An 18,893-nucleotide genomic window follows, 5' to 3' on the forward strand; every position below is an offset into this window, starting at 1 on the left:
CGCCTGCCGGCGGAAGGTCTGAAGATTTCCGGCCGGGACTGTCCGGATCCGGGCCGCCCGTTCGTCACCCTGGTGAGAACCCGACACCGAGGAGCACGCGATGAAGTACCTGATGTTCGTCTGCAGCGACAGCGAGCCGGACACCGACCGGGCGGACTGGCCGGACATCGAACAGTGGGTGGCGGAGAACGACGCCCGGGGCCGGCGGCTGACGGGCGACGCCCTCGCCGACACGACGGCGGCCACCACGGTCCGCGTCCGCAACGGCGAACTGCTGGTCTCCGACGGTCCGTTCGCCGAGACCAAGGAGGTCATCGTGGGCTTCGACCTGCTGGAATGCGCCGATCTCGACGAGGCGATCGAGGTGGCCCGCGCCCACCCGATGGCCCGTCAGGGGCGGCTGGAGCTTCGCCCGGTCGTCAGCCTGGATGCCTGACGACGCCCTCGACGCCCGGCTCGCGGCGGCCGACGCGGTCGTGGACCGGCCGGTGGCGGCCGACGCCCTCGACGCCCGGCTCGCGGCGGTCGACGCGGTCGTGGACCGGCCGGTGGCGGTCGACGCGGTCGTGGACCGGCTCGTGGCGGCCGACGCGGTCGTGGACCGGCTCGCGGTGGCCGACGCCGTCGCCGCCGCGAGCCGGGAGTCGTACGCCGGGATCGTCGCGTCACTGATCCGGGTGACCGGCGACTGGGCCCTGGCGGAGGACTGCGCCCAGGAGGCGCTGGCGCTCGCGCTGACGCGGTGGCCGGCCGACGGGGTGCCCGCCAACCCGGGCGGCTGGCTGGCGACGGTGGCCCGTAACCGCGCGGTCGACGTGCTGCGGCGCGCCTCGGTGGAGCGGCGGAAGCTGCGTGAGCTGGCCGTGCTCACGCCGGCCGGGCCGGCGCCCGGACCCGTGGGGGAGGAGGAGTTCGTGGACGACCGGCTGCGGCTCGTCTTCACCTGCTGCCACCCGGCCCTGTCGCTGGAGGCGCGGGTCGCCCTGACGCTGCGTACGGTCTGCGGGGTGCCGACCGCGGACATCGCGCGGGCCTTCCTCGTCACCGAGTCGACCATGACCCGGCGGCTGACCCGGGCGAAGACGAAGATCGCCGCCGCCGGCATCCCCTACCGGGTGCCGACCGGCCCGATGCTCGCCGAGCGGCTCCCCGGCGTCCTCGCCGTGCTGTACCTGCTCTTCACGCGGGGCTACGACGCCGACGGCGAGCCGGCCTTCGCCGACGAGGCGATCCGCCTGGCCCGGCTGCTCGACCGGCTGATGCCGGCCGAGCCCGAGGTGGCCGCCCTGCTGGCCCTGCTCCTGCTCCAGCACTCCCGCCGGAGGGCCCGCCGCGACCGCGACGGCAACCTGCTCACGCTCGACCGGCAGGACCGGTCGCGCTGGGACGACGCCGCGATCGCCGAGGGGCTCGCCGTGCTCGCCCGGACCGCGCCGGACGGCCCGTACGCCCTCCAGGCCCGGATCGCCGCGTGCCACGCCACGGCGGCGTCGGTGGAGGCCACCGACTGGGGCGCGATCGCCGAGGCGTACGACCGGCTCGCCCGGTGCCGGCCGTCCCCGGTGATCGAGCTGAACCGCGCGGTCGCCCACGGCTACGCGCACGGGCCGGCGGCGGGGCTGGCGCTGCTCGCCGCCGCCCGGGCCGGCGGGGCGCTGGACGGCTATCCCCTCGCCGTCGCCGCCGAGGCCGAGCTGACCGCCCGGCAGGGCGACCGCGCCCGGGCCGCGGCGCTGTTCCGGCGGGCGGCCGACGCGCACTCCGGGGCGGAGCGCCGGGCCCTGCTGGAGCGCGCCGACCGGCTCAGCTGATGTGGTGCAGGATCACGTTGTGCACGTGGTGGCTCTTCTGGGCGCCACGGAACTCCACCTCGTAGGTGTGGGTGCCGACGTGGATCGCGATCGCGCCGGTGGAGAAGAACGACCCGCCCCAGGACTTGTTGCTGACCACGCTGACGCTCGTGATCTTCGAGTACGGGATGCTGGTGATGGCGTACCGCTTGCCGACGAAGGAGCGGTCCTGGATGATCACGCGCCGGTCGGTCAGGCCGATGAAGCCGGTGCCCGTGCCGACGGCGTCGTAGACGGCGATGATCTGTTCTCCCTGGAGCAGGCCGCTCTGGATCTGCTGGAACTGCTCCTTGCGGTCGTACGTCGCGTTGGCCATGTCCCTCACGGTAGGCCGGGCCCGCCAGCCCCAAGATCAATCGCGGATGGTGGAACTCGGCGCGGGGTCAGCGGCCGTTCGCGTCGGTCGCGGCCCGGACGAACTCCCGGACCCGGGCGGTGGTGTTGCTCTCCCGCCAGACCAGGCCCCGGTGGATCGGCGGCGCGTCGTGGATCGGCACGTACGCCACGTCGGGGCGCGGGTAGTAGCGCCGGGTGTGCTCGCCGACGGGCAGCACGCCCCGCCCCATCGCGACCAGCGTCAGCATCTCCGAGAAGGTGTTGCCCGCCGGCCCCTTCGGCACCGGCCGCCCGGACGGGGTGTGCTCGGGCGTACGGTCGCGCTTGAACTCCGCCGAGGTCACCGCCGGGTACTGCACGACCGGGTGGTCGCCGAGCACCTCCAGGGAGACCGACTCCCGCCGGGCCAACGGGTGCCCCGCGGCCACCGCCAGCACCCGCGCCTCCTCCAGCAGCGCCGGCCCGCAGGCCATCCCGTCGAAGGGGAACGCGGCCATCAGGATGTCGATCGAGCCGTCCACCAGGCTCGGCCGGGAGTTGAAGAGCTGCACCTCGTGCACCTCGACCTGGCAGTCCGGGTGGCGTTCCGCGAACAGGGCGACGGCCTTGAGCAGCACCGGCGCGGTCCACTCGCCGAGGAAGGCGACCCGCAGCAGCCCGGTGACGCCGCGCCCCGCCTCGACGGCCCGGCGTACGGCGTCGTCCATGCCGGCGACCAGCGGCGCCAGGTCGTCGGCGAGTTGCCGGCCGATCGGGGTGAGCTGCACGACCCGGCTCGTGCGGGCGAAGAGCGGGGCGCCGATGCGGCGTTCCAGCTTCTTGACCACGTGGCTGATCCGCCCGGTGGTCACCCGCAGTCGTTCGGCCGTCCGGCCGAAGTGCAGCTCCTCGGCGAGCGTCAGGAAGGTCTCCAGCTCGTGGCGTTCCAGCACGTGGGGTCCCGTCGTTGAATCCGGATCAACGATCGTAGTGCGATCGCGTCTTGGTCGGCGGGCCGGGTCGGCGGATCGTGAGGGGCATGGAAACGACGACAGTCACCAACCGTCCCGCCGGCTCCGACGCCCCGCTGGGGGAGGTCTCCGCGCCGGGCGTACGAACCGGCGGCGGCGAGCCGGCGGTGCGGGTCACGGGCTTCGACCACCTGGTGCTCAACGTCTCCGACGTCGAGCGGGCGCTGGGCTTCTACTGCGACGTGCTGGGTCTCGCCCCGGTGCGGGTCGACGAGTGGCGGGCCGGCAAGGTCCCCTTCCCCTCCGTACGGGTCAGCCCGGGGACCATCATCGACATCGTCCGACGCGACCGGGGCGAGTCCAACGTGGACCACTTCTGCCTGGTGGTGGAGCCGCTGGACTGGCAGCAGGTCGTCGACGCGGGGGTGTTCACGGTCCTGGAGGGGCCGGTGGGGCGGTTCGGCGCGCGGGGCAGCGCCACCTCACTCTACGTGCGGGACCCGGACGGCAACTCCGTCGAGCTGCGCTGGTATCCGCAGGACGCCGCGTAACGGGTTGGCGTGCGGCAAGCCCCGCCGGCACGACGGCCGGCGGGGCTTGCCCCGGGGGGAGTGCGACGAATCAGCGGCTGGTGCGCGGGTCGTTGTCGCGGGTGCGGCTGCCGGACTTGGCCAGGCCCCGGCTGACGAGGTAACCGATGGTGAGCAGGGTGATGTACCACCAGGCCTTGTCGGCGGCGAAGTAGTCGCCGCCGTTGTCGGCGGCGCCGTCGCCGACGGCGTTCGAGGCGATCAGCACGCCGATCACGGAGAGCAGGTAGACGGCCAGCTCGGTGGTCTTCCACGACGGCTTGGTCTCGTCGCCGTGCCGGTGCGGGTGCCGGACGTCGTGCTCGACGTGATGGCCGGCGTGGTCCACGTGGTCGCTCACGCGGTTGATGGTGGGCGTGCTCATGTCAGCTCCCAAAAAGTGCGTTATCAGAGGTTCAGTCCGAAGCGGGCCTGTTGTCTGCTCCCGCACCGAATTGATACCCACGCACCTTTCAGGGAAACATCAGGAGTCTCAGCTTTCTCCCAGGATGCCCGGCGCACGTCGGGGCGCCGCCCGAGGGGCGCCGCCGGGCTCGGTGGGACGTCAGGGCTGGGTGACCGCGCGGTAGGCGTCCTCGATCCGCGCCGCGAGCAGGACCTCGCGCTCGGTGAGCGGGACGTTGCCGTGGCCGACCCTGATGTGCGTGTGGTCCGCGCGGCGGCTGATCTCGGGGCGCAGGTGCAGCGCGTCGGCGACCACCTTCACCCGTTCGGTGAGGGCCGCGTGCTGCGTGTCGTCGATCGCCAGGGTCCGTCGGATCTGCTCACCCTCCCGGGTCCAACCCGTCAGCAGGGTGAGGGCGTCGCTGAGCTGGTCGTGCTTCGCCCGGCCGCTGAACAGCACGCGCATCACCGCACCTCCCAGGCGCCGTTGCCGGCTTGTGGCCAAATCGTCGCCGTCCCGTGTCTTGTCGGTGCCCTCTAGTCTGTCGTCGCACGGTGGGTGTGTCCACGCCCACACTTCCGGGTTCTCCTGCCCTGACGGTCGGCCACGCTACCCAAACCGCCGATTGATCTGGCACGCTGGACGCCCGTGCGGACCGAACGGGCTAACGGTGGCGGGCAGGCCGAACGACGGGATCCGAAGGTGATCGTCGGGGCGGCGATCATCAGCGACGGCAGGGTGCTCGCCTGCGCGCGGGCCGCGCCGCCCGAGGTGGCGGGCATGTGGGAGTTCCCCGGCGGCAAGGTGGAGCCGGGCGAGAGCGAGACGGCCGCGCTCGCCCGCGAATGCGCCGAGGAACTCGCCGTACGCGTCGAGATCGGCGACCGGGTCGGCCGCAACGTCCGGATGGCGCACGGCCGCTCCGTGCTGAAGGTGTACGCGGCCCGCCTGCTGCACGGCGACCAGCCGCAGGCGCTGGAGCACTCGGCGCTGCGCTGGCTCTCCGCCGACGAACTGGACAGCGTCACCTGGCTGCCCGCCGACGCCCCCATCGTGGCGGCCCTCCGCCCGATCCTCGCGCCCGGCTGAGCCGAAGCGGACAACCGGGCGGAAACGGGACGGGGGCCGTCGGCATCAGCCGCGGCCCCCGTCATCGTCCGTGCCCTCAGTGCTTGTCCTGCTCCGGGTGGGCGAAGTTCAGGTGTTCCGGAGGCAGCGGGAACTTCACGTCCTCGCCGAACGGCGACGGCGCCGCCGCCCGGTCGAAGGTGAGCTCCGTCAGCGGCAGCTTGCCGTGGTCGTCCACGGCCGGCGCCGTCGGCTTCGGCACCTCGCGGTGCCAGTTCACGCCGCGCTGCGCCTGCACCTCGGCCTGCGGGTCGTGCGAACCGCCCGCGTGCGAGTGCACGCCCCCGTGGGCCGCGCTGCCGTGCACCGCACCGCTGGCGTGCCCGCTGGTCACGATGGTCTGAGGCACCTGACCCCTCCGGAAGATCTTGCTACCAAGCCACACGAGGGGATCGTACCTGCGGTCGACGACCCGCTCCTTCATGGGGATGATCCCGTTGTCCGTGATCTTGATGTGCTCCGGGCAGACCTCGGTGCAGCACTTGGTGATGTTGCAGAACCCGAGGCCCTGCTCGGCCTGCGCGTACTCCTTGCGGTCCGTCTTCGCGTCCAGCGGGTGCATGTCCAGCTCGGCGGCGCGGATGAAGTATCGCGGACCGGAGAACGCCTGCTTGTTCTCCTCGTGGTCCCGGATCACGTGGCAGACGTTCTGGCACAGGAAGCACTCGATGCACTTGCGGAACTCCTGCGAGCGCTCCACGTCGACCTGCTGCATCCGGTAGTCGCCGGGGGCGAGGTCGGCCGGGGGCGCGAACGCGGGGGTCTCCCGGGCCTTCTCGTAGTTGAACGAGACGTCGGTGACCAGGTCCCGGATGACCGGGAACGTGCGCAGCGGGGTCACGGTGACCGTCTCGTCCTCCGCGAAGGTGGACATGCGGGTCATGCAGCTCAGCCGCGGCTTGCCGTTGATCTCCATCGAGCAGGAGCCGCACTTGCCGGCCTTGCAGTTCCACCGGCAGGCCAGGTCGGGCGCGTCGGTGGCCTGGAGCCGGTGGATGACGTCGAGGACCACCTCGCCCTCGTTCACCTCGACCATGTAGTCCTGCAGGTCGCCGCCGCTCTCGTCGCCGCGCCAGATGCGGAACTGGCGCTTCGCGCCCGGCTTGCCGGGCGCCGCGGAGTCCTGGTTTCCCATTGCGTCAGCGCTCCTTCTCGGTCTCGGCGTCCGCGGCGAGGGCGTCGAACTCGGCGAGCTCCTCGTCCGTGAGGTACTTGGCCAGCTCCGCGCGGTCGAAGAGGCCGATCAGCTCCGCGCGCATCTTCGGCAGCGGCTTGCGATCCAGACGGACGGTGTCGCCCTCGAGCGAGCAGACGAGGTTGACCCGGCGCCACGTCGGGTCCATCGCCGGATGGTCCTCCCGGGTGTGGCCGCCACGCGACTCCCGCCGCTCCAGCGCCGCCTTCGCCGTGCACTCCGAGACCACCAGCATGTTGCGCAGGTCCAGCGCCAGGTGCCAGCCCGGGTTGTAGCGGCGACCGCCGGCCGCGCTGACCTTGGCCACCCGCTCGCGCAGCTCCGCCAGCCGGCTCAGCGCGTCGACCAGCTCGCCCTCGCGCCGGATGATGCCCACCAGGTCGCCCATGACCGCCTGGAGGTCCTGCTGGAGGGTGTACGGGCTCTCGCCGGTGTCGCGCTGCAACGGCGCCAGCGCCGTCTCCACCGCCGCCTCGACCGCGGCGACGTGCACCTTCGGCCGCGCCGGCAGGCTGTCGGCGTACGTGGCGGCGTGGCCGCCCGCGCGCTTGCCGAAGACCAGCAGGTCGGACAGCGAGTTGCCGCCGAGCCGGTTGGAGCCGTGCATCCCGCCGGAGACCTCACCGGCGGCGAAGAGCCCTCGCACGTGGCCGAACGCCGCCCCGCTGTCGGGGTCGACCTCGACGCCGCCCATCACGTAGTGGCAGGTCGGCCCGACCTCCATCGGCTCCTTCGTGATGTCGACGTCGGCCAGCTCCTTGAACTGGTGGTACATCGACGGCAGCCGGCGACGGATCTCCTCGGCCGGCAGCCGGGAGGCGATGTCGAGGTAGACGCCGCCGGCGGGCGTACCCCGGCCGGCCTTGACCTCGCTGTTGATCGCCCGGGCCACCTCGTCGCGGGGCAGCAGCTCCGGCGGGCGCCGGTTGTTGTCCGGGTCCTTGTACCAGCGGTCCGCCTCCGCCTCGTTGTCCGCGTACTGCTTGCGGAAGACGTCGGGGACGTAGTCGAACATGAACCGCTTGCCGTCGGAGTTCTTCAGCACGCCGCCGTCGCCGCGCACCGACTCGGTGACCAGGATGCCCTTCACCGAGGGCGGCCAGACCATGCCGGTCGGGTGGAACTGGAGGAACTCCATGTTGATCAGCGTCGCCCCGGCGCGCAGGGCCAGCGCGTGCCCGTCCCCCGTGTACTCCCAGGAGTTGGAGGTGACCTTGTAGGAGCGGCCGACGCCGCCGGTCGCCAGCACCACGGCCGGCGCCTCGAAGAGGACGAACTCGCCGGACTCCCGGTAGTAGCCGAACGCGCCCGCGACCCGGTCGCCGTCGAGCAGCAGCTCGGTGATCGTGGTCTCGGCGAAGACCTTGATCCGGGCGTCGTACGAGCCGTGGTCCCGCTTGTCCTCCTGCTGGAGCGACACGATCTTCTGCTGGAGGGTGCGGATCAGCTCCAGCCCGGTCCGGTCGCCGACGTGCGCCAGGCGCGGGTACTCGTGGCCGCCGAAGTTGCGCTGCGAGATCTTCCCGTCCTTGGTGCGGTCGAAGAGCGCGCCGTACGTCTCCAGCTCCCAGATCCGCTGCGGCGACTCCTTCGCGTGCAGCTCCGCCATCCGGAAGTTGTTGAGGAACTTGCCGCCGCGCATCGTGTCGCGGAAGTGCACCTGCCAGTTGTCGCGGCTGTTCACGTTGCCCATCGCCGCGGCGGCGCCGCCCTCGGCCATCACCGTGTGCGCCTTGCCGAAGAGCGACTTCGAGATGATCGCGGTCTTCTTGCCGGCGAGGCGGGCCTCGATCGCCGCGCGCAGGCCGGCGCCGCCGGCCCCGATCACGACGACGTCGTAGTGGTGCCGTTCGATTCGCGTTGTGTTCGTCATGTCAGGGGGCCCTCTAGTTGATGAACCGCAGGTCGTTGAACCAGCCGGCCGCGACCGCCATGACGTAGAAGTCCGTCAGGGCCAGGGTGCCGAGGGTGATCCAGGCGAGCTGCATGTGCCGGACGTTCAGGGCGGAGACGAAGGTCCAGGCCCGGTAGCGCACCGGGTGCTTGGAGAAGTGCTTGAGCCGCCCGCCGATGATGTGCCGGCAGGAGTGGCAGGAGATCGTGTACGCCCACAGCATGACCACGTTGCCGAGCAGGATGATGTTGCCCAGCCCGAACCCGAAGCCCTTGGGGGAGTGGAAGGCCAGGATCGCGTCCCACGTGTTGATCAGCGAGATGATCGCGGCGGCGTAGAAGAAGTAGCGGTGCAGGTTCTGCCCGAGCAGCGGGAACCGGGTCTCGCCGCCGTAGGACTTGTGCCCGTCCGGCACCGCGCAGGCGGGCGGCGACAGCCAGAACGAGCGGTAGTAGGCCTTGCGGTAGTAGTAGCAGGTGAGCCGGAACAGCAGCAGGAACGGCAGCGTCAGCGCGGCGTCCGGGATGATCCACCAGTCGGGCAGGAAGCGTCCGAAGTGCGCGGCGTCCGGCACGCACCGGTCGGTCACGCAGGGGGAGTAGAACGGGGTCAGGTAGTGGTAGTCCTCGACCCAGTAGTTGTCGTGCTGGAAGACCCGGACCGTCGCGTACGCCACCCACGCGCTGAGCCCGATCACGGTGATCAGCGGGGCGAGCCACCAGCGGTCCGTACGCAACGTCTTCGCCGCGATGGCGGCGCGCGCCCGCGCTCCCCGCGGCCTCGTTGCCGTTGATGTCATTCGAGTCGTCTCCCTGACGGGGCCCGCTGGCGCGGGCGGATCAGTTTCCGGTCGGCACGCGGACCGGCGAACCCGCACCCGCTTGCCACGTCATGCGCACACCAACGACCGCGCCGGCGATACGGCGCAGCTAAGTGACACACGTTACGCCGATCTTCGCTTGCCGTCCGCGCAAGGCAGTGTCCCGTGTGTCCAGGCCGGTGGAAAGCCCCTGAACGATGATCGATGTCTGGATGTTAAGAACTTCACCGGACGCCTGTCCGGCGTACCGGAGCCACTCACCCGGAAGCGTCGCCGGCGCCGGCGCCTGCGATGCCGGGCGTCGTGGGGCCGGAGGCGCCCGTGAAGTTCCAGGACGCGAGCCGCAGCGGGGGGCGCGTCCCGCCAGACGCCGTCCGTCCGGTCCGGTAGGACAGCGCACCGGCATCCGTCAGGAGAGCAGCTCCTCCGGCCGGACGGTGGCCCGGACGGGCTCGGCCAGCTCCAGCGCCTCCCCGGCCTTGGTCACCGACCGCTCGACGTAGTGGGCGCCCTGCCGCTGGTAGAGGTGCACGGTCAGCGTCTCCTGCTCCACCAGGAGATACCACTCGATGCCCGCCGCCGCGTAGTAGTGCATCTTGAGCACCTTGTCGGTGGCCGCGTTGCCCGGCGAGATGATCTCGCAGACCAGCTTCACGTCGGCCGCGTCGATCCAGGGGTCGTCGAGGTCGATCGGACCCGTGATCACGAGGTCGGGAATCGGGATGCGGCCCGGCCGGAGCCGGACGTTCACCGCCTCGAGCAGCTCCAGCCCGAGGGCTTCGGCGCCGGGTTCGAGGAGGTTGCCCAGCCTGCGTGAGATGCGCTGGTGGCGGGGAGTGGGGGCTGGGGTCACGTGGAGGCTCCCGTCGAAGAGTTCGACGCGCTGCTGCGTCTCGCCGAGGGCGAGGTACTCCTCTTCGCTCCACGGGCCGTCGTGGCCGAACACCGCCGCGGTCATGGTCACCTCCACCTCGTGCCGGCGGGAATCCTCCCCGGACTGCCCCGCCCATCGTCGCACCTGTTGTGCGGGCGCGGGGACGTCAACGCCGATGAATGCCGAGGTGAGGGGGTGCGGGCCCGTTGCAGAGTCGTTACGCTGTGGCCCGCTGACAGTCCCGGCCTTGTAGCTTATTTTCACCCTCAGTGATTTCCTGTAGGTTCTCTTCGTCACTGAGGGAGGCGGTCGTGGGCAGTCCGGAGTCGGCGTCGTCCGGGAGACCGGGCCGCCCCAGGGTGCCGGAACAGCGTGCCGGCGCGGATCCGTACCTGCGGGTGAGCGACCTGCGGGTCCGCTTCGACACCGAGGACGGCGTGGTGCGCGCCGTCGACGGGGTGTCGTTCACGGTGGAGCGCGGGCGCACGCTCGGCATCGTCGGCGAGTCCGGCTCGGGCAAGAGCGTCACCTCGCTGGCCGTCCTCGGCCTGCACGACGCCAAGCGGACCACCATCACCGGGGAGATCTCCGTCGGCGGGCGCCAACTGGTCGGCCTGCCGGAGGAGGAGGTACGCCGGCTGCGCGGCCGGGACATGGCGATGATCTTCCAGGATCCGCTGTCCGCGCTGCACCCGTACTTCACCGTGGGCCGGCAGATCGCCGAGGCGTACCGGGTGCACCACCCGAAGGCCGGCAAGCGCGAGGCCCGCCAGCGCGCGGTGGACATGCTGGGCCGGGTCGGCATCCCGCAGCCCGCCCGCCGCTTCGACCAGTACCCGCACGAGTTCTCCGGCGGCATGCGGCAGCGGGCGATGATCGCCATGGCGCTGGTCAACGACCCGGACCTGGTGATCGCCGACGAGCCGACCACCGCCCTGGACGTGACCGTGCAGGCGCAGATCCTCGACCTGCTGGCCGACCTCCAGGCCGAGTTCCACTCCGCGATTATTATGATCACCCACGACCTGGGCGTGGTCAGCCAGGTCGCCGACGAGGTGCTGGTCATGTACGGCGGCCGGGCCGTCGAGCACGGCAGCGTCGAGCAGGTGCTCCGCCGGCCGCAGCACCCGTACACCTGGGGTCTGCTCTCCAGCGTGCCCTCCCTGCACGGCGACGCGGACGCGGACCTGGTGCCGATCAGGGGCAACCCGCCCAGCCTGATCAACCTGCCGTCCGGCTGCGCCTTCCATCCGCGCTGCCGGTACGCCGACCGCAACGGCGACCGCTCGCGCACGGAGGTCCCGGAGCTGCGCCCGGCGGGCGCGCCCGGTCACCTGGTGGCCTGCCACCTCTCCGCCGACGACCGGACCCGGCTGTACGCCGAGGACATCGCCCAGGTGGGAGTGGCCCGGTGAGCGCGAGGAACGCAGCGCAGCGGAGTCCCGCAGTCGCGAACGGAGGTGGACTCCGATGAGTGTGGAGACCGTCGTGGACGGTGGCGCGGCGGGCCGGCAGGCCGCCGAGCCGCTGCTGCGGGTGCGCGGGCTGGCCAAGCACTTCCCGGTGCGCAGCGGGCTGCGCACCACGGGCCTGGTGCGGGCCGTGGACGGGCTGGACTTCGAGGTGCGCCCGGGCGAGACGCTCGGCCTCGTGGGGGAGTCCGGCTGCGGCAAGACGACCACCGGCCGGATGCTGGTCCGGCTGCTGGAGCCCAGCGCGGGGAGCATCGAGTTCGAGGGGCGGGACATCACCCACGCGGGTCGCCGGGAGCTGCGCCCGCTGCGGCAGGACCTTCAGATCATCTTCCAGGACCCGTACGCCTCGCTGAACCCCCGGCACACCGTCGGCCGGATCATCGCGATGCCGCTCCAGGTCAACGGGATCGACCCGCCGGGCGGGATCAAGGCCCGGGTGCAGGAGCTGCTGGAGCTGGTCGGGCTGAACCCGGAGCACTACAACCGGTACCCGCACGAGTTCTCCGGCGGCCAGCGCCAGCGCATCGGCATCGCCCGCGCCCTGGCGCTGCGGCCGAAGCTGATCGTCGCCGACGAGCCGGTCTCGGCCCTGGACGTGTCGATCCAGGCGCAGGTGGTCAACCTGCTCCGCGACCTGCAACGCGACCTGGGGCTCGCGTTCGTCTTCATCGCGCACGACCTGGCCGTGGTGCGGCACTTCTGCCAGCGGGTCGCCGTCATGTACCTCGGCAAGATCGTCGAGATCGGCGACCGGGACGACATCTACGAGCGCCCGCAGCACCCGTACACCCGGGCGCTGCTCTCGGCGATCCCGGACGTCACCAAGCTCGGCCCGGCCGGCCGGATCCGCCTGGCCGGCGACGTGCCGACCCCGCTCAACCCGCCGTCGGGCTGCCGCTTCCGCACCCGCTGCTGGAAGGCGCAGGACATCTGCGCCACCGAGGAGCCGGCGCTGGTGCCCCGCGACGGCGGCGACCAGGCCGTGGCCTGCCACTTCCCGGAGCACGGGGCCGCCGAGGCGGGCCCGGACGGCGCGCCGACGGGCCCGGGCGCCGGGCAGGCGGACACGGACGCGGGCGTCGAGGAGGTGTCGAGATGAGCATGTCCCCGGTGGAGGGCGTGGCGCTCGCCGAGATCGAGTCGGGCGGCGACGCCGACGCGCCGAAGGCGAAGGGCTTCGTCGGCCGCTCGCCCGGCCAACTCGCCTGGATCAGGCTGCGCCGCGACCGTACGGCGATGGTCAGCGGGGTGCTGCTGATCTTCTTCGTGCTGGTGGCGCTCGCCGCGCCGCTGATCGAGATGCTCTACGGGATCAGCCCGCGCGACCAGTTCCAGGGCAAGCTGGACGGCTTCGGCATGCCGCTCGGCTACGCGGGCGGCGTGTCGGGGGAGCACTTCTTCGGGCTGGAGCCCAACCTCGGCCGGGACATCTTCATCCGGCTGGTCTACGGCCTGCGTACGTCACTGCTCATCGCCTTCGCGGCGGCGGTCATCACGGCGGCGCTCGGCATCGCGCTCGGCGCCCTCGCCGGCTACCTGGGCGGCTGGCTCGACGCGGTGATCAACTGGATCACCGACCTGACGCTGGCCATGCCGTTCCTGGTCATCGCGCTCGCCCTGACGCCGACCCTGACGCTGCGCTTCTACGGCGAGCGGGACGCGGTCGACCCGGCCTTCGGCGTCGGCGTGCTGATCGCCGTCTTCGCGATCTTCGGCTGGACCAGCACGGCCCGGCTGGTGCGCGGCCAGGTGATCGCACTGCGCGAGCGGGAGTTCGTGGAGGCCGCGAAGGCCAGCGGCGCCGGGCTGGGACACATGCTCTTCCGGCAGCTGCTGCCGAACATCTGGGCGCCGATCCTGGTGTCGTTCTCGCTGGCGGTGCCGCAGTTCATCACCAGCGAGGCGGCGCTGTCGTTCATCGGCGTCGGTCTGACGGAGGAGACGCCGAGCTTCGGCCGGATGATCTACCAGAGCCTGGACTACCTCCAGACCGACCCGGCGTTCGTGTTCTTCCCCGGCGTCACGATCTTCGCGCTCGTGTTCGCGTTCAACCTCTTCGGCGACGCGCTGCGCGACGCGCTCGACCCGAAGTCGTCCCGGTAGGGGTGTCCGATGGCGCGCTTCCTGATCAAGCGGATCTTCTCCGCGGTGCTCACCCTGTTCGCGGTGAGCGTGCTGACCTTCCTGATGTTCTTCGCACTGCCCCGCGACCCGGTCAGCGGCATGTGCCCGAAGAACTGCAACCCCGAGCGGCTGGAGCGGGTCCGCCAGGAGTTGGGCCTGCGTGACCCGCTGGTCACCCAGTACGCCGGCTACATGAAGGGCATCTTCACCGGCCGGGACCTGGGCAGCGCCCAGGGCGGCCGGTGCGACGCGCCCTGCCTGGGCTGGTCGTACGTCAACAACGAGGCCGTGCTGGACACCATCACCCGGGTCCTCCCGGTGACGCTGAGCATCGTGATCCCGGCGGCGATCCTCTGGCTGCTGCTCGGCGTCGGCCTCGGCATGGTCTCGGCGCTGCGCCGGGGCACCTGGCTGGATCGGGCCGCGATCGGCTTCTCGCTCACCGGCGCCTCGCTCCAGCTCTACTTCGTCGGCGCGGTGCTGCTGATGGTCTTCGTCTACAACCTGCGCCTGCTGCCGGTGCCGAGCTACACGTCGATCTTCGACGATCCGGTGAAGTGGGCCAGCGGGCTGGTGCTCGCCTGGGTCGCGCTCGCCTTCCTCTTCTCCGCCATCTACGCCCGGCTGTCGCGGGCGCAGATGCTGGAGACGCTCTCGGAGGACTTCGTCCGCACCGCGCGGGCGAAGGGCCTGGCGAAACCGAAGGTGTACGGGCGGCACGCGCTGCGCGCGGCGATAACCCCCGTGGTCACGATCGCCGGCCTGGACGTCGGGGCGGCGCTGGGCGGCACCGTGATCACGGAGACCACCTTCGGCATCCAGGGGCTGGGACGGACCGCGGTGGAGGCGGTGCGCGCCGGCGACCTGCCCACCATCATGGCGACCGTGCTCATCTCGGCGGTCTTCGTGGTGCTGGCCAACGTGCTGGTCGACCTGCTCTACGCCGCCATCGACCCCCGCGTACGGCTGGGCTGAGCGCCCGTCCCGGCCGCCGCGCCGGGTCGGGTGTCCGCCCGCCGGACGACGGTGAAAGTTATCGACAACTGTTACACAACTCGTAGGTTTTCTTCTTTACGATCCTCGGGACGTCGGCGTTCACGCCCGGCGGCACCTGGGTGGAGGAGGTAGGAGATGCGACCACGCGTGGCGGCCGCCGCAGGCGGCGCGATCGCACTGGTTGTGGCATTGGGTGCGTGCTCGGAGAACACGGGCGAGGGCACCTCGGTGGACACGAACCGGCAGCAGACCGGGGTCATCGCGAGCGACCCGAAGGACTCGATGGGTCCGGCGGCCGAGGTGCCGGGCGCCCAGAAGGGCGGCACGCTCACCATCATCCGGGAGACCCCCATCTCCCACCTGGACCCGCAGCGGACGTACTCGTTCGCCGGCCTGATGGCCTCGCCGCTGTTCTCCCGTTACCTGACCACGTGGAAGGACGACGGCAAGGGCGGCCTGGTCCTCGTCGGCGACCTGGCCGAGACGCCGGGCACCAACGTCAACAACGACTGCAAGGTCTGGGAGTTCAAGCTCAAGGACGGGGTCAAGTTCGAGGACGGCCGGCCGATCACCTCCAAGGAGGTCGCCTACGGCATCGCCCGCTCGTTCGACCCGGACCTGTCGGGCGGCCCGACCTACATCCAGGAGTGGCTGGCCGACAGCCCGCAGTTCGACACCAAGTGGGACTTCAAGAAGAACAAGACCTCGCTGCCCCCGGGCCTGACCACCCCGGACGCGAAGACCCTGCGCTTCGAGTTCGCCAAGCCGCGCTGTGACCTGCCGTTCGCGGCCTCGCTGCCGACCACCGCGCCGCTGCCGGCGGACAAGGACACCGGCGTCAACCTGGACAACGCGCCGTTCTCGTCCGGCCCCTACAAGGTCGCCAAGAACCAGGTCGGCGTGCAGCTCACCCTGGACCGCAACCCGAACTGGGACCCGAAGACCGACCCGGTGCGGCACCAGTACCCGGACCAGTTCGTCTGGAGCTTCGGCCCGACCGCCGACGCCGCCAACAACCGGATCATCGCCGACAACGGCGCGGACCAGAGCGCCGTCGCCTGGAACTTCGTGCCCGCCGCGCTGGTCGCCAAGGTCGCCAACGACCCGGCGCTCAAGCAGCGGAGCATCCTCTCCCCGACGCCGAGCTCCAACCAGCTCGTCATCAACAACCAGCGGGTCAAGGACCTGAAGATCCGCCAGGCACTGAACTACGCCATCGACCGCGAGGGCCTGATCAAGGCGGTCGGCGGCCAGACCGTCGCCTCGCCGCTGACCACGCTGATGCCGCCGTCGACGATCGGCTTCAAGGCGTACGACGCGTACCCGGCCGGCGCCAACGGCAACGTGGACAAGGCCAAGGAGCTGCTCGGCGGCCAGACGCCGGCGCTGGTCCTGGGCGTGGCCGACAGCTCGACCGAGCAGCAGATCGCCACCCAGCTCAAGGGCAACCTGGAGCGCGCCGGCTTCAAGATCACCGTCCGGAACATCCCGGACGACTCGAAGCTCGACGAGGTCAAGAAGAAGGACAACCCCTGGGACCTCTACATCGGTAACTGGGCGGCGGACTGGCCGAGCGGCGCCTCGATCCTGCCGGTGCTCTACGACGGCCGCACCATCAAGGCCGAGGGCAACAGCAACCAGTCGTACTTCAACGACCCGGCGATCAACGCCGAGTTCGACCGGATCCTGGCCCTCCCGCCGGCCGACCAGGGCCCGGAGTGGGCCAAGCTCGACGAGCGGATCATGAAGGAGCACGCCCCGGTCGTGCCGCTCTACGTCGACGTGGCCTACCTGGTGCACGGCTCCAAGGTCGGCGGGGTCTACGTCTCCAGCGTCTTCGGCTACCCGGCCTTCGTGAACGCGTACGTCAAGCAGTAACCCGCGGGCACCAACCGCACGGACGGGCCCCGGTCGACAGCGTCGTCGGCCGGGGCCTCCGCGCGTCCGGGCCCGGTCCGGCGGGCGCGCTCGGCCCGGGTGCTGGCGGCCCGCGCGTCCGGGCCGGTGCGGCGGGTGCGCTCAGGTGCTGGCGGCCCGCGTGTCCGGGCCGACGCGGCGGGCGCGCTCAGCCCAGGTGCTGGCGGACGAAGTCCAGTTCCAGCCTGAGCAGGCGTTCCGCGGTGCCGCCGGCGGCCATGTGGGTGGCGCCCGTCAGCGGGAGCACCGAGTGCGGGCGGCCGGCCGCCAGCAGCGCCGCCGACAGGCGCAGCGTGTGCGCCGCCACCACGTTGTCGTCGACCAGGCCGTGCACCAGCAGCAGCGGCCGGGCCGCTGCCGGATCCCGTACCGGCTCGCCGGCCAGCTCCACCAGCGAGTGGTGCGCGTAGATGTCCGCGCCGTCGTCCGGCAGGCCCAGGTAACGCTCGCTGTACGCGGTGTCGTACAGCGCCCAGTCGGTGACCGGCGCCCCGACGACGCCGCACCGGAACAGCTCCGGGTGGCGCAGCACCGCCAGCCCGGCCAGCCAGCCGCCGAACGACCAGCCGCGCACGGCGACCCGGCCGAGGTCGAGGTCGGGGTGCTTGTCGGCCAGCGCGGTGAGCGCCTCCACCTGGTCGAGCAGCACGACGTCCGCCACCCGACGGTGGATCGCCTTCTCGAACGACGGGGCCACGCCCGGCGTACCGCGGTTGTCGATCGTGACCACCGCGAAGCCGGCGTCGGCCCACCACTGCCGCTCCAGCCAGGCCGAGCGGGCGGCGAGCACCTCCTGGTGGCCCGGCCCGCCGTAGACGTCCAGCAGCACCGGCAGCCGTCGCCCGGTGACGTAGTTGTCCGGATAGAGCACCGCCGCCGGCAGCCGCCGGTCGGTGACCCGCTCCAACAGCGGCAGCGGGGAGTACGGCGGGGTGGCGGCGAGCGAGCGCAGCACGGCCACCTCGCGCTCACCCTGCCACACCGTCCACCGGGTGCCCGGATGGTCGAGCGTGGCGCTGCCCACCACCAGCACGTCGCCGCCGACCGCGGCGGTGTACCAGCCCGGATCGGTGGTGATCCGGCGCGCGTCGACGCCGCCCCCGATGGTGGTGCGCACCCGGAACAGGTGCCGCTCGCTCGGCTCCCCGTCGCTCGCCTCCACCAGCAGGTCGGCCGGGCCGGTGCCGCCGGGCAGCCGCCCGACCACCCGCCGCACGTAGAGCGACGGCGGGGTGAGCAGGGTCCCGTCGGCGAAGAGGCAGCGGGCGTCGTAGCCGTCGTGGGCCAGCTCGCCGCCGACCAGCACCCGGCCGTCCGGCAGGTGGGCCGGGGTGCCGGGGATCGGCTCCACCCAGCGCGGGTCGGCCAGCTCCGCGTGCACCTGCGTCTCACCCGTGCGCGGGTCGACCGCGAGCACCAGGCCGTGCTGCTGGGAACGGCGCAGCACGGTGATGAGCGGGCCGCCGTCGGCCCAGTGCACCGCCGTCAGGTACGGGTAGGTCTCCCGGTCCCAGTGCACGTCGACCCAGCCGTCGTCGAGGTCGAGCAGGTGCAGGCTGACCTCGGCGTTCGGGCCGCCCGCCCGCGGGTACGCGACGGTGGCCGGCGGGCTCGCCGGGTCGGCCGGGTCGTGCAGGTGCCAGCGTTCCAGCCGGGACTCGTCCACCCGGGCGGCCAGCACCGAGCGCCCGTCGGGGGCCCACCAGTAGCCGCGGTACCGGTGGAACTCCTCGGCCGCGATGTGCTCGGCCAGCCCCCAGGTCACCCCGGAGTCCTCGCCGGCCAGCAGCGTGTCGGTGCCGTCGCCCTCGACCACCCGCAGCTGGCCCCGGCGCACCCCCTCGGCGGCGTCGGTGACGTACGCCAGGCGCTGCCCGGTGGGGTCCGGCCGCGGGTCGAGCACCGGGCCGACGGTGGCCACCTCGACCACGTCGCCGTGCACCAGGTCGGCCCGGAACAGCCGGCCCGCCAGGGCGAAGACCGCCACCCGGCCGGCGCCGTCGAGCGCGTACGAACCGATGCCGGAGGCGCTCAGCCGCAGCCGCTCGCGCAGCGCGCGCTCGCCCGGGCTCAGCGCGTCGACGTCGGCGTCCGCGCCGAGCAGTGCCGCCGGGTCGGCGACCAGCCGCTCCTCGCCGGTCGCCACGTCCAGCAGCCAGAGCGCGTCGGCCGGGTCCTCCGGGCCGGCCGAGCGCAGGAAGACCACCCGGGAGCCGTCGTCGGCCACGGAGACCGCGCGCGGCGCTCCCCGGCTGAACCGGCGGGTGCGGGCGGCCAGCTCCGGAAAGTCCACACGCCAGATCGTAGAGCGGCGCCGGTGGTGATGTGGCCGACCTGCCTGGACGCGTCAGGGCCGGCG

At 71.9% G+C, this 18,893-nt stretch carries 18 protein-coding genes; 9 read left to right on the forward strand and 9 right to left on the reverse strand.

The window, feature by feature from the left end:
* Window positions 1-100 precede the first annotated feature (100 nt).
* Together ACWENR_RS04290 and ACWENR_RS04295 are read left to right on the forward strand one after the other, a co-directional pair.
* Window positions 101-436: a YciI family protein gene (locus ACWENR_RS04290; RefSeq protein ID WP_452275621.1), complete on the forward strand. Its 336-nt coding sequence runs from the start codon at window positions 101-103 to the stop codon at window positions 434-436.
* Window positions 429-1,811, forward strand: coding sequence for an RNA polymerase sigma factor (locus tag ACWENR_RS04295; RefSeq protein WP_452275622.1), 1,383 nt, complete (start codon window positions 429-431; stop codon window positions 1,809-1,811). Before ACWENR_RS04290 ends, ACWENR_RS04295 begins: the two co-directional genes overlap by 8 nt.
* Here the strand turns inward: ACWENR_RS04295 and ACWENR_RS04300 are convergent.
* Together ACWENR_RS04300 and ACWENR_RS04305 are read right to left on the reverse strand one after the other, a co-directional pair.
* The gene (locus ACWENR_RS04300) at window positions 1,804-2,166 is read right to left on the reverse strand and encodes a PH domain-containing protein (protein WP_091103067.1); all 363 of its coding nucleotides are present in this window, start codon (window positions 2,164-2,166) and stop codon (window positions 1,804-1,806) included. The genes ACWENR_RS04295 and ACWENR_RS04300 overlap by 8 nt on opposite strands.
* Window positions 2,167-2,233: 67 nt before the next feature.
* Window positions 2,234-3,118, reverse strand: coding sequence for a LysR family transcriptional regulator (locus tag ACWENR_RS04305; protein WP_452275623.1), 885 nt, complete (start codon window positions 3,116-3,118; stop codon window positions 2,234-2,236).
* 86 nt (window positions 3,119-3,204) lie between these two features.
* On the opposite strand from ACWENR_RS04305, the gene ACWENR_RS04310 reads away from it, so the two are divergent.
* Entirely contained in the window at window positions 3,205-3,687 is a 483-nt protein-coding gene (locus ACWENR_RS04310) for a VOC family protein (RefSeq protein WP_452275624.1), read from the forward strand.
* A gap of 70 nt (window positions 3,688-3,757) precedes the next feature.
* Here ACWENR_RS04310 and ACWENR_RS04315 read toward each other — a convergent pair whose 3' ends face one another.
* Both ACWENR_RS04315 and ACWENR_RS04320 read right to left on the reverse strand, forming a co-directional pair.
* On the reverse strand, window positions 3,758-4,090 hold the full coding sequence (locus tag ACWENR_RS04315) for a hypothetical protein (protein ID WP_452275625.1): 333 nt from the start codon (window positions 4,088-4,090) through the stop codon (window positions 3,758-3,760).
* 180 nt (window positions 4,091-4,270) lie between these two features.
* Window positions 4,271-4,576: a 4a-hydroxytetrahydrobiopterin dehydratase gene (locus ACWENR_RS04320; RefSeq protein ID WP_452275626.1), complete on the reverse strand. Its 306-nt coding sequence runs from the start codon at window positions 4,574-4,576 to the stop codon at window positions 4,271-4,273.
* A 183-nt stretch (window positions 4,577-4,759) separates the two neighbouring features.
* Here ACWENR_RS04320 and ACWENR_RS04325 point away from each other — a divergent pair, with 183 nt between their 5' ends.
* A complete protein-coding gene (locus tag ACWENR_RS04325; protein WP_452275627.1) occupies window positions 4,760-5,200 on the forward strand; it encodes a (deoxy)nucleoside triphosphate pyrophosphohydrolase in 441 nt (146 codons plus the stop codon).
* A 76-nt stretch (window positions 5,201-5,276) separates the two neighbouring features.
* Here the strand turns inward: ACWENR_RS04325 and ACWENR_RS04330 are convergent, their stop codons facing one another.
* The 4 genes from ACWENR_RS04330 to ACWENR_RS04345 all read right to left on the reverse strand — a co-directional run bounded on the left by ACWENR_RS04330 (window position 5,277) and on the right by ACWENR_RS04345 (window position 10,106).
* The gene (locus tag ACWENR_RS04330; RefSeq protein WP_452275628.1) at window positions 5,277-6,374 is read right to left on the reverse strand and encodes a succinate dehydrogenase/fumarate reductase iron-sulfur subunit; all 1,098 of its coding nucleotides are present in this window, start codon (window positions 6,372-6,374) and stop codon (window positions 5,277-5,279) included.
* Between the two features lie 4 nt (window positions 6,375-6,378).
* Window positions 6,379-8,307 carry a fumarate reductase/succinate dehydrogenase flavoprotein subunit gene (locus ACWENR_RS04335; protein WP_452275629.1) on the reverse strand — a complete coding sequence of 643 codons (1,929 nt, stop codon included), beginning with the start codon at window positions 8,305-8,307 and terminating at the stop codon, window positions 6,379-6,381.
* Between the two features lie 13 nt (window positions 8,308-8,320).
* Entirely contained in the window at window positions 8,321-9,127 is an 807-nt protein-coding gene (locus tag ACWENR_RS04340; protein WP_452275630.1) for a hypothetical protein, read from the reverse strand.
* 430 nt (window positions 9,128-9,557) lie between these two features.
* A complete protein-coding gene (locus ACWENR_RS04345) occupies window positions 9,558-10,106 on the reverse strand; it encodes a Uma2 family endonuclease (RefSeq protein ID WP_452275631.1) in 549 nt (182 codons plus the stop codon).
* Window positions 10,107-10,381: 275 nt separating this feature from the next.
* On the opposite strand from ACWENR_RS04345, the gene ACWENR_RS04350 reads away from it, so the two are divergent.
* From ACWENR_RS04350 to ACWENR_RS04370, 5 genes are all read left to right on the forward strand, one after another.
* Window positions 10,382-11,437, forward strand: coding sequence for an ABC transporter ATP-binding protein (locus ACWENR_RS04350; RefSeq protein ID WP_452275632.1), 1,056 nt, complete (start codon window positions 10,382-10,384; stop codon window positions 11,435-11,437).
* Window positions 11,438-11,492: 55 nt separating this feature from the next.
* Window positions 11,493-12,596: an ABC transporter ATP-binding protein gene (locus ACWENR_RS04355; RefSeq protein WP_452275633.1), complete on the forward strand. Its 1,104-nt coding sequence runs from the start codon at window positions 11,493-11,495 to the stop codon at window positions 12,594-12,596.
* On the forward strand, window positions 12,593-13,600 hold the full coding sequence (locus ACWENR_RS04360; RefSeq protein ID WP_452275634.1) for an ABC transporter permease: 1,008 nt from the start codon (window positions 12,593-12,595) through the stop codon (window positions 13,598-13,600). The genes ACWENR_RS04355 and ACWENR_RS04360 overlap by 4 nt, the downstream gene beginning before the upstream one ends.
* Window positions 13,601-13,609: 9 nt before the next feature.
* Entirely contained in the window at window positions 13,610-14,596 is a 987-nt protein-coding gene (locus ACWENR_RS04365) for an ABC transporter permease (protein WP_452275635.1), read from the forward strand.
* A gap of 156 nt (window positions 14,597-14,752) precedes the next feature.
* Window positions 14,753-16,495, forward strand: a complete 1,743-nt coding sequence (locus ACWENR_RS04370) for an ABC transporter substrate-binding protein (protein WP_452275636.1) — start codon at window positions 14,753-14,755, stop codon at window positions 16,493-16,495.
* A gap of 187 nt (window positions 16,496-16,682) precedes the next feature.
* Here ACWENR_RS04370 and ACWENR_RS04375 read toward each other — a convergent pair whose 3' ends face one another.
* Window positions 16,683-18,827: a prolyl oligopeptidase family serine peptidase gene (locus ACWENR_RS04375; RefSeq protein WP_452275637.1), complete on the reverse strand. Its 2,145-nt coding sequence runs from the start codon at window positions 18,825-18,827 to the stop codon at window positions 16,683-16,685.
* Window positions 18,828-18,893 lie beyond the last annotated feature (66 nt).

It is taken from the genome of Micromonospora sp. NPDC004336, assembly GCF_053602615.1.

Bases quoted from the DNA above. Each gene is read 5' to 3' on its own strand.
- ACWENR_RS04335 (WP_452275629.1), bottom strand. From the start codon at position 8,307: ATGACGAACACAACGCGAATCGAACGGCACCACTACGACGTCGTCGTG.
- ACWENR_RS04355 (WP_452275633.1), top strand. From the start codon at position 11,493: ATGAGTGTGGAGACCGTCGTGGACGGTGGCGCGGCGGGCCGGCAGGCC.
- ACWENR_RS04345 (WP_452275631.1), bottom strand. From the start codon at position 10,106: ATGACCGCGGCGGTGTTCGGCCACGACGGCCCGTGGAGCGAAGAGGAG.
- ACWENR_RS04320 (WP_452275626.1), bottom strand. From the start codon at position 4,576: ATGCGCGTGCTGTTCAGCGGCCGGGCGAAGCACGACCAGCTCAGCGAC.
- ACWENR_RS04310 (WP_452275624.1), top strand. From the start codon at position 3,205: ATGGAAACGACGACAGTCACCAACCGTCCCGCCGGCTCCGACGCCCCG.
- ACWENR_RS04290 (WP_452275621.1), top strand. From the start codon at position 101: ATGAAGTACCTGATGTTCGTCTGCAGCGACAGCGAGCCGGACACCGAC.
- ACWENR_RS04365 (WP_452275635.1), top strand. From the start codon at position 13,610: ATGGCGCGCTTCCTGATCAAGCGGATCTTCTCCGCGGTGCTCACCCTG.
- ACWENR_RS04340 (WP_452275630.1), bottom strand. From the start codon at position 9,127: ATGACATCAACGGCAACGAGGCCGCGGGGAGCGCGGGCGCGCGCCGCC.
- ACWENR_RS04295 (WP_452275622.1), top strand. From the start codon at position 429: ATGCCTGACGACGCCCTCGACGCCCGGCTCGCGGCGGCCGACGCGGTC.
- ACWENR_RS04330 (WP_452275628.1), bottom strand. From the start codon at position 6,374: ATGGGAAACCAGGACTCCGCGGCGCCCGGCAAGCCGGGCGCGAAGCGC.
- ACWENR_RS04360 (WP_452275634.1), top strand. From the start codon at position 12,593: ATGAGCATGTCCCCGGTGGAGGGCGTGGCGCTCGCCGAGATCGAGTCG.
- ACWENR_RS04370 (WP_452275636.1), top strand. From the start codon at position 14,753: ATGCGACCACGCGTGGCGGCCGCCGCAGGCGGCGCGATCGCACTGGTT.
- ACWENR_RS04300 (WP_091103067.1), bottom strand. From the start codon at position 2,166: ATGGCCAACGCGACGTACGACCGCAAGGAGCAGTTCCAGCAGATCCAG.
- ACWENR_RS04315 (WP_452275625.1), bottom strand. From the start codon at position 4,090: ATGAGCACGCCCACCATCAACCGCGTGAGCGACCACGTGGACCACGCC.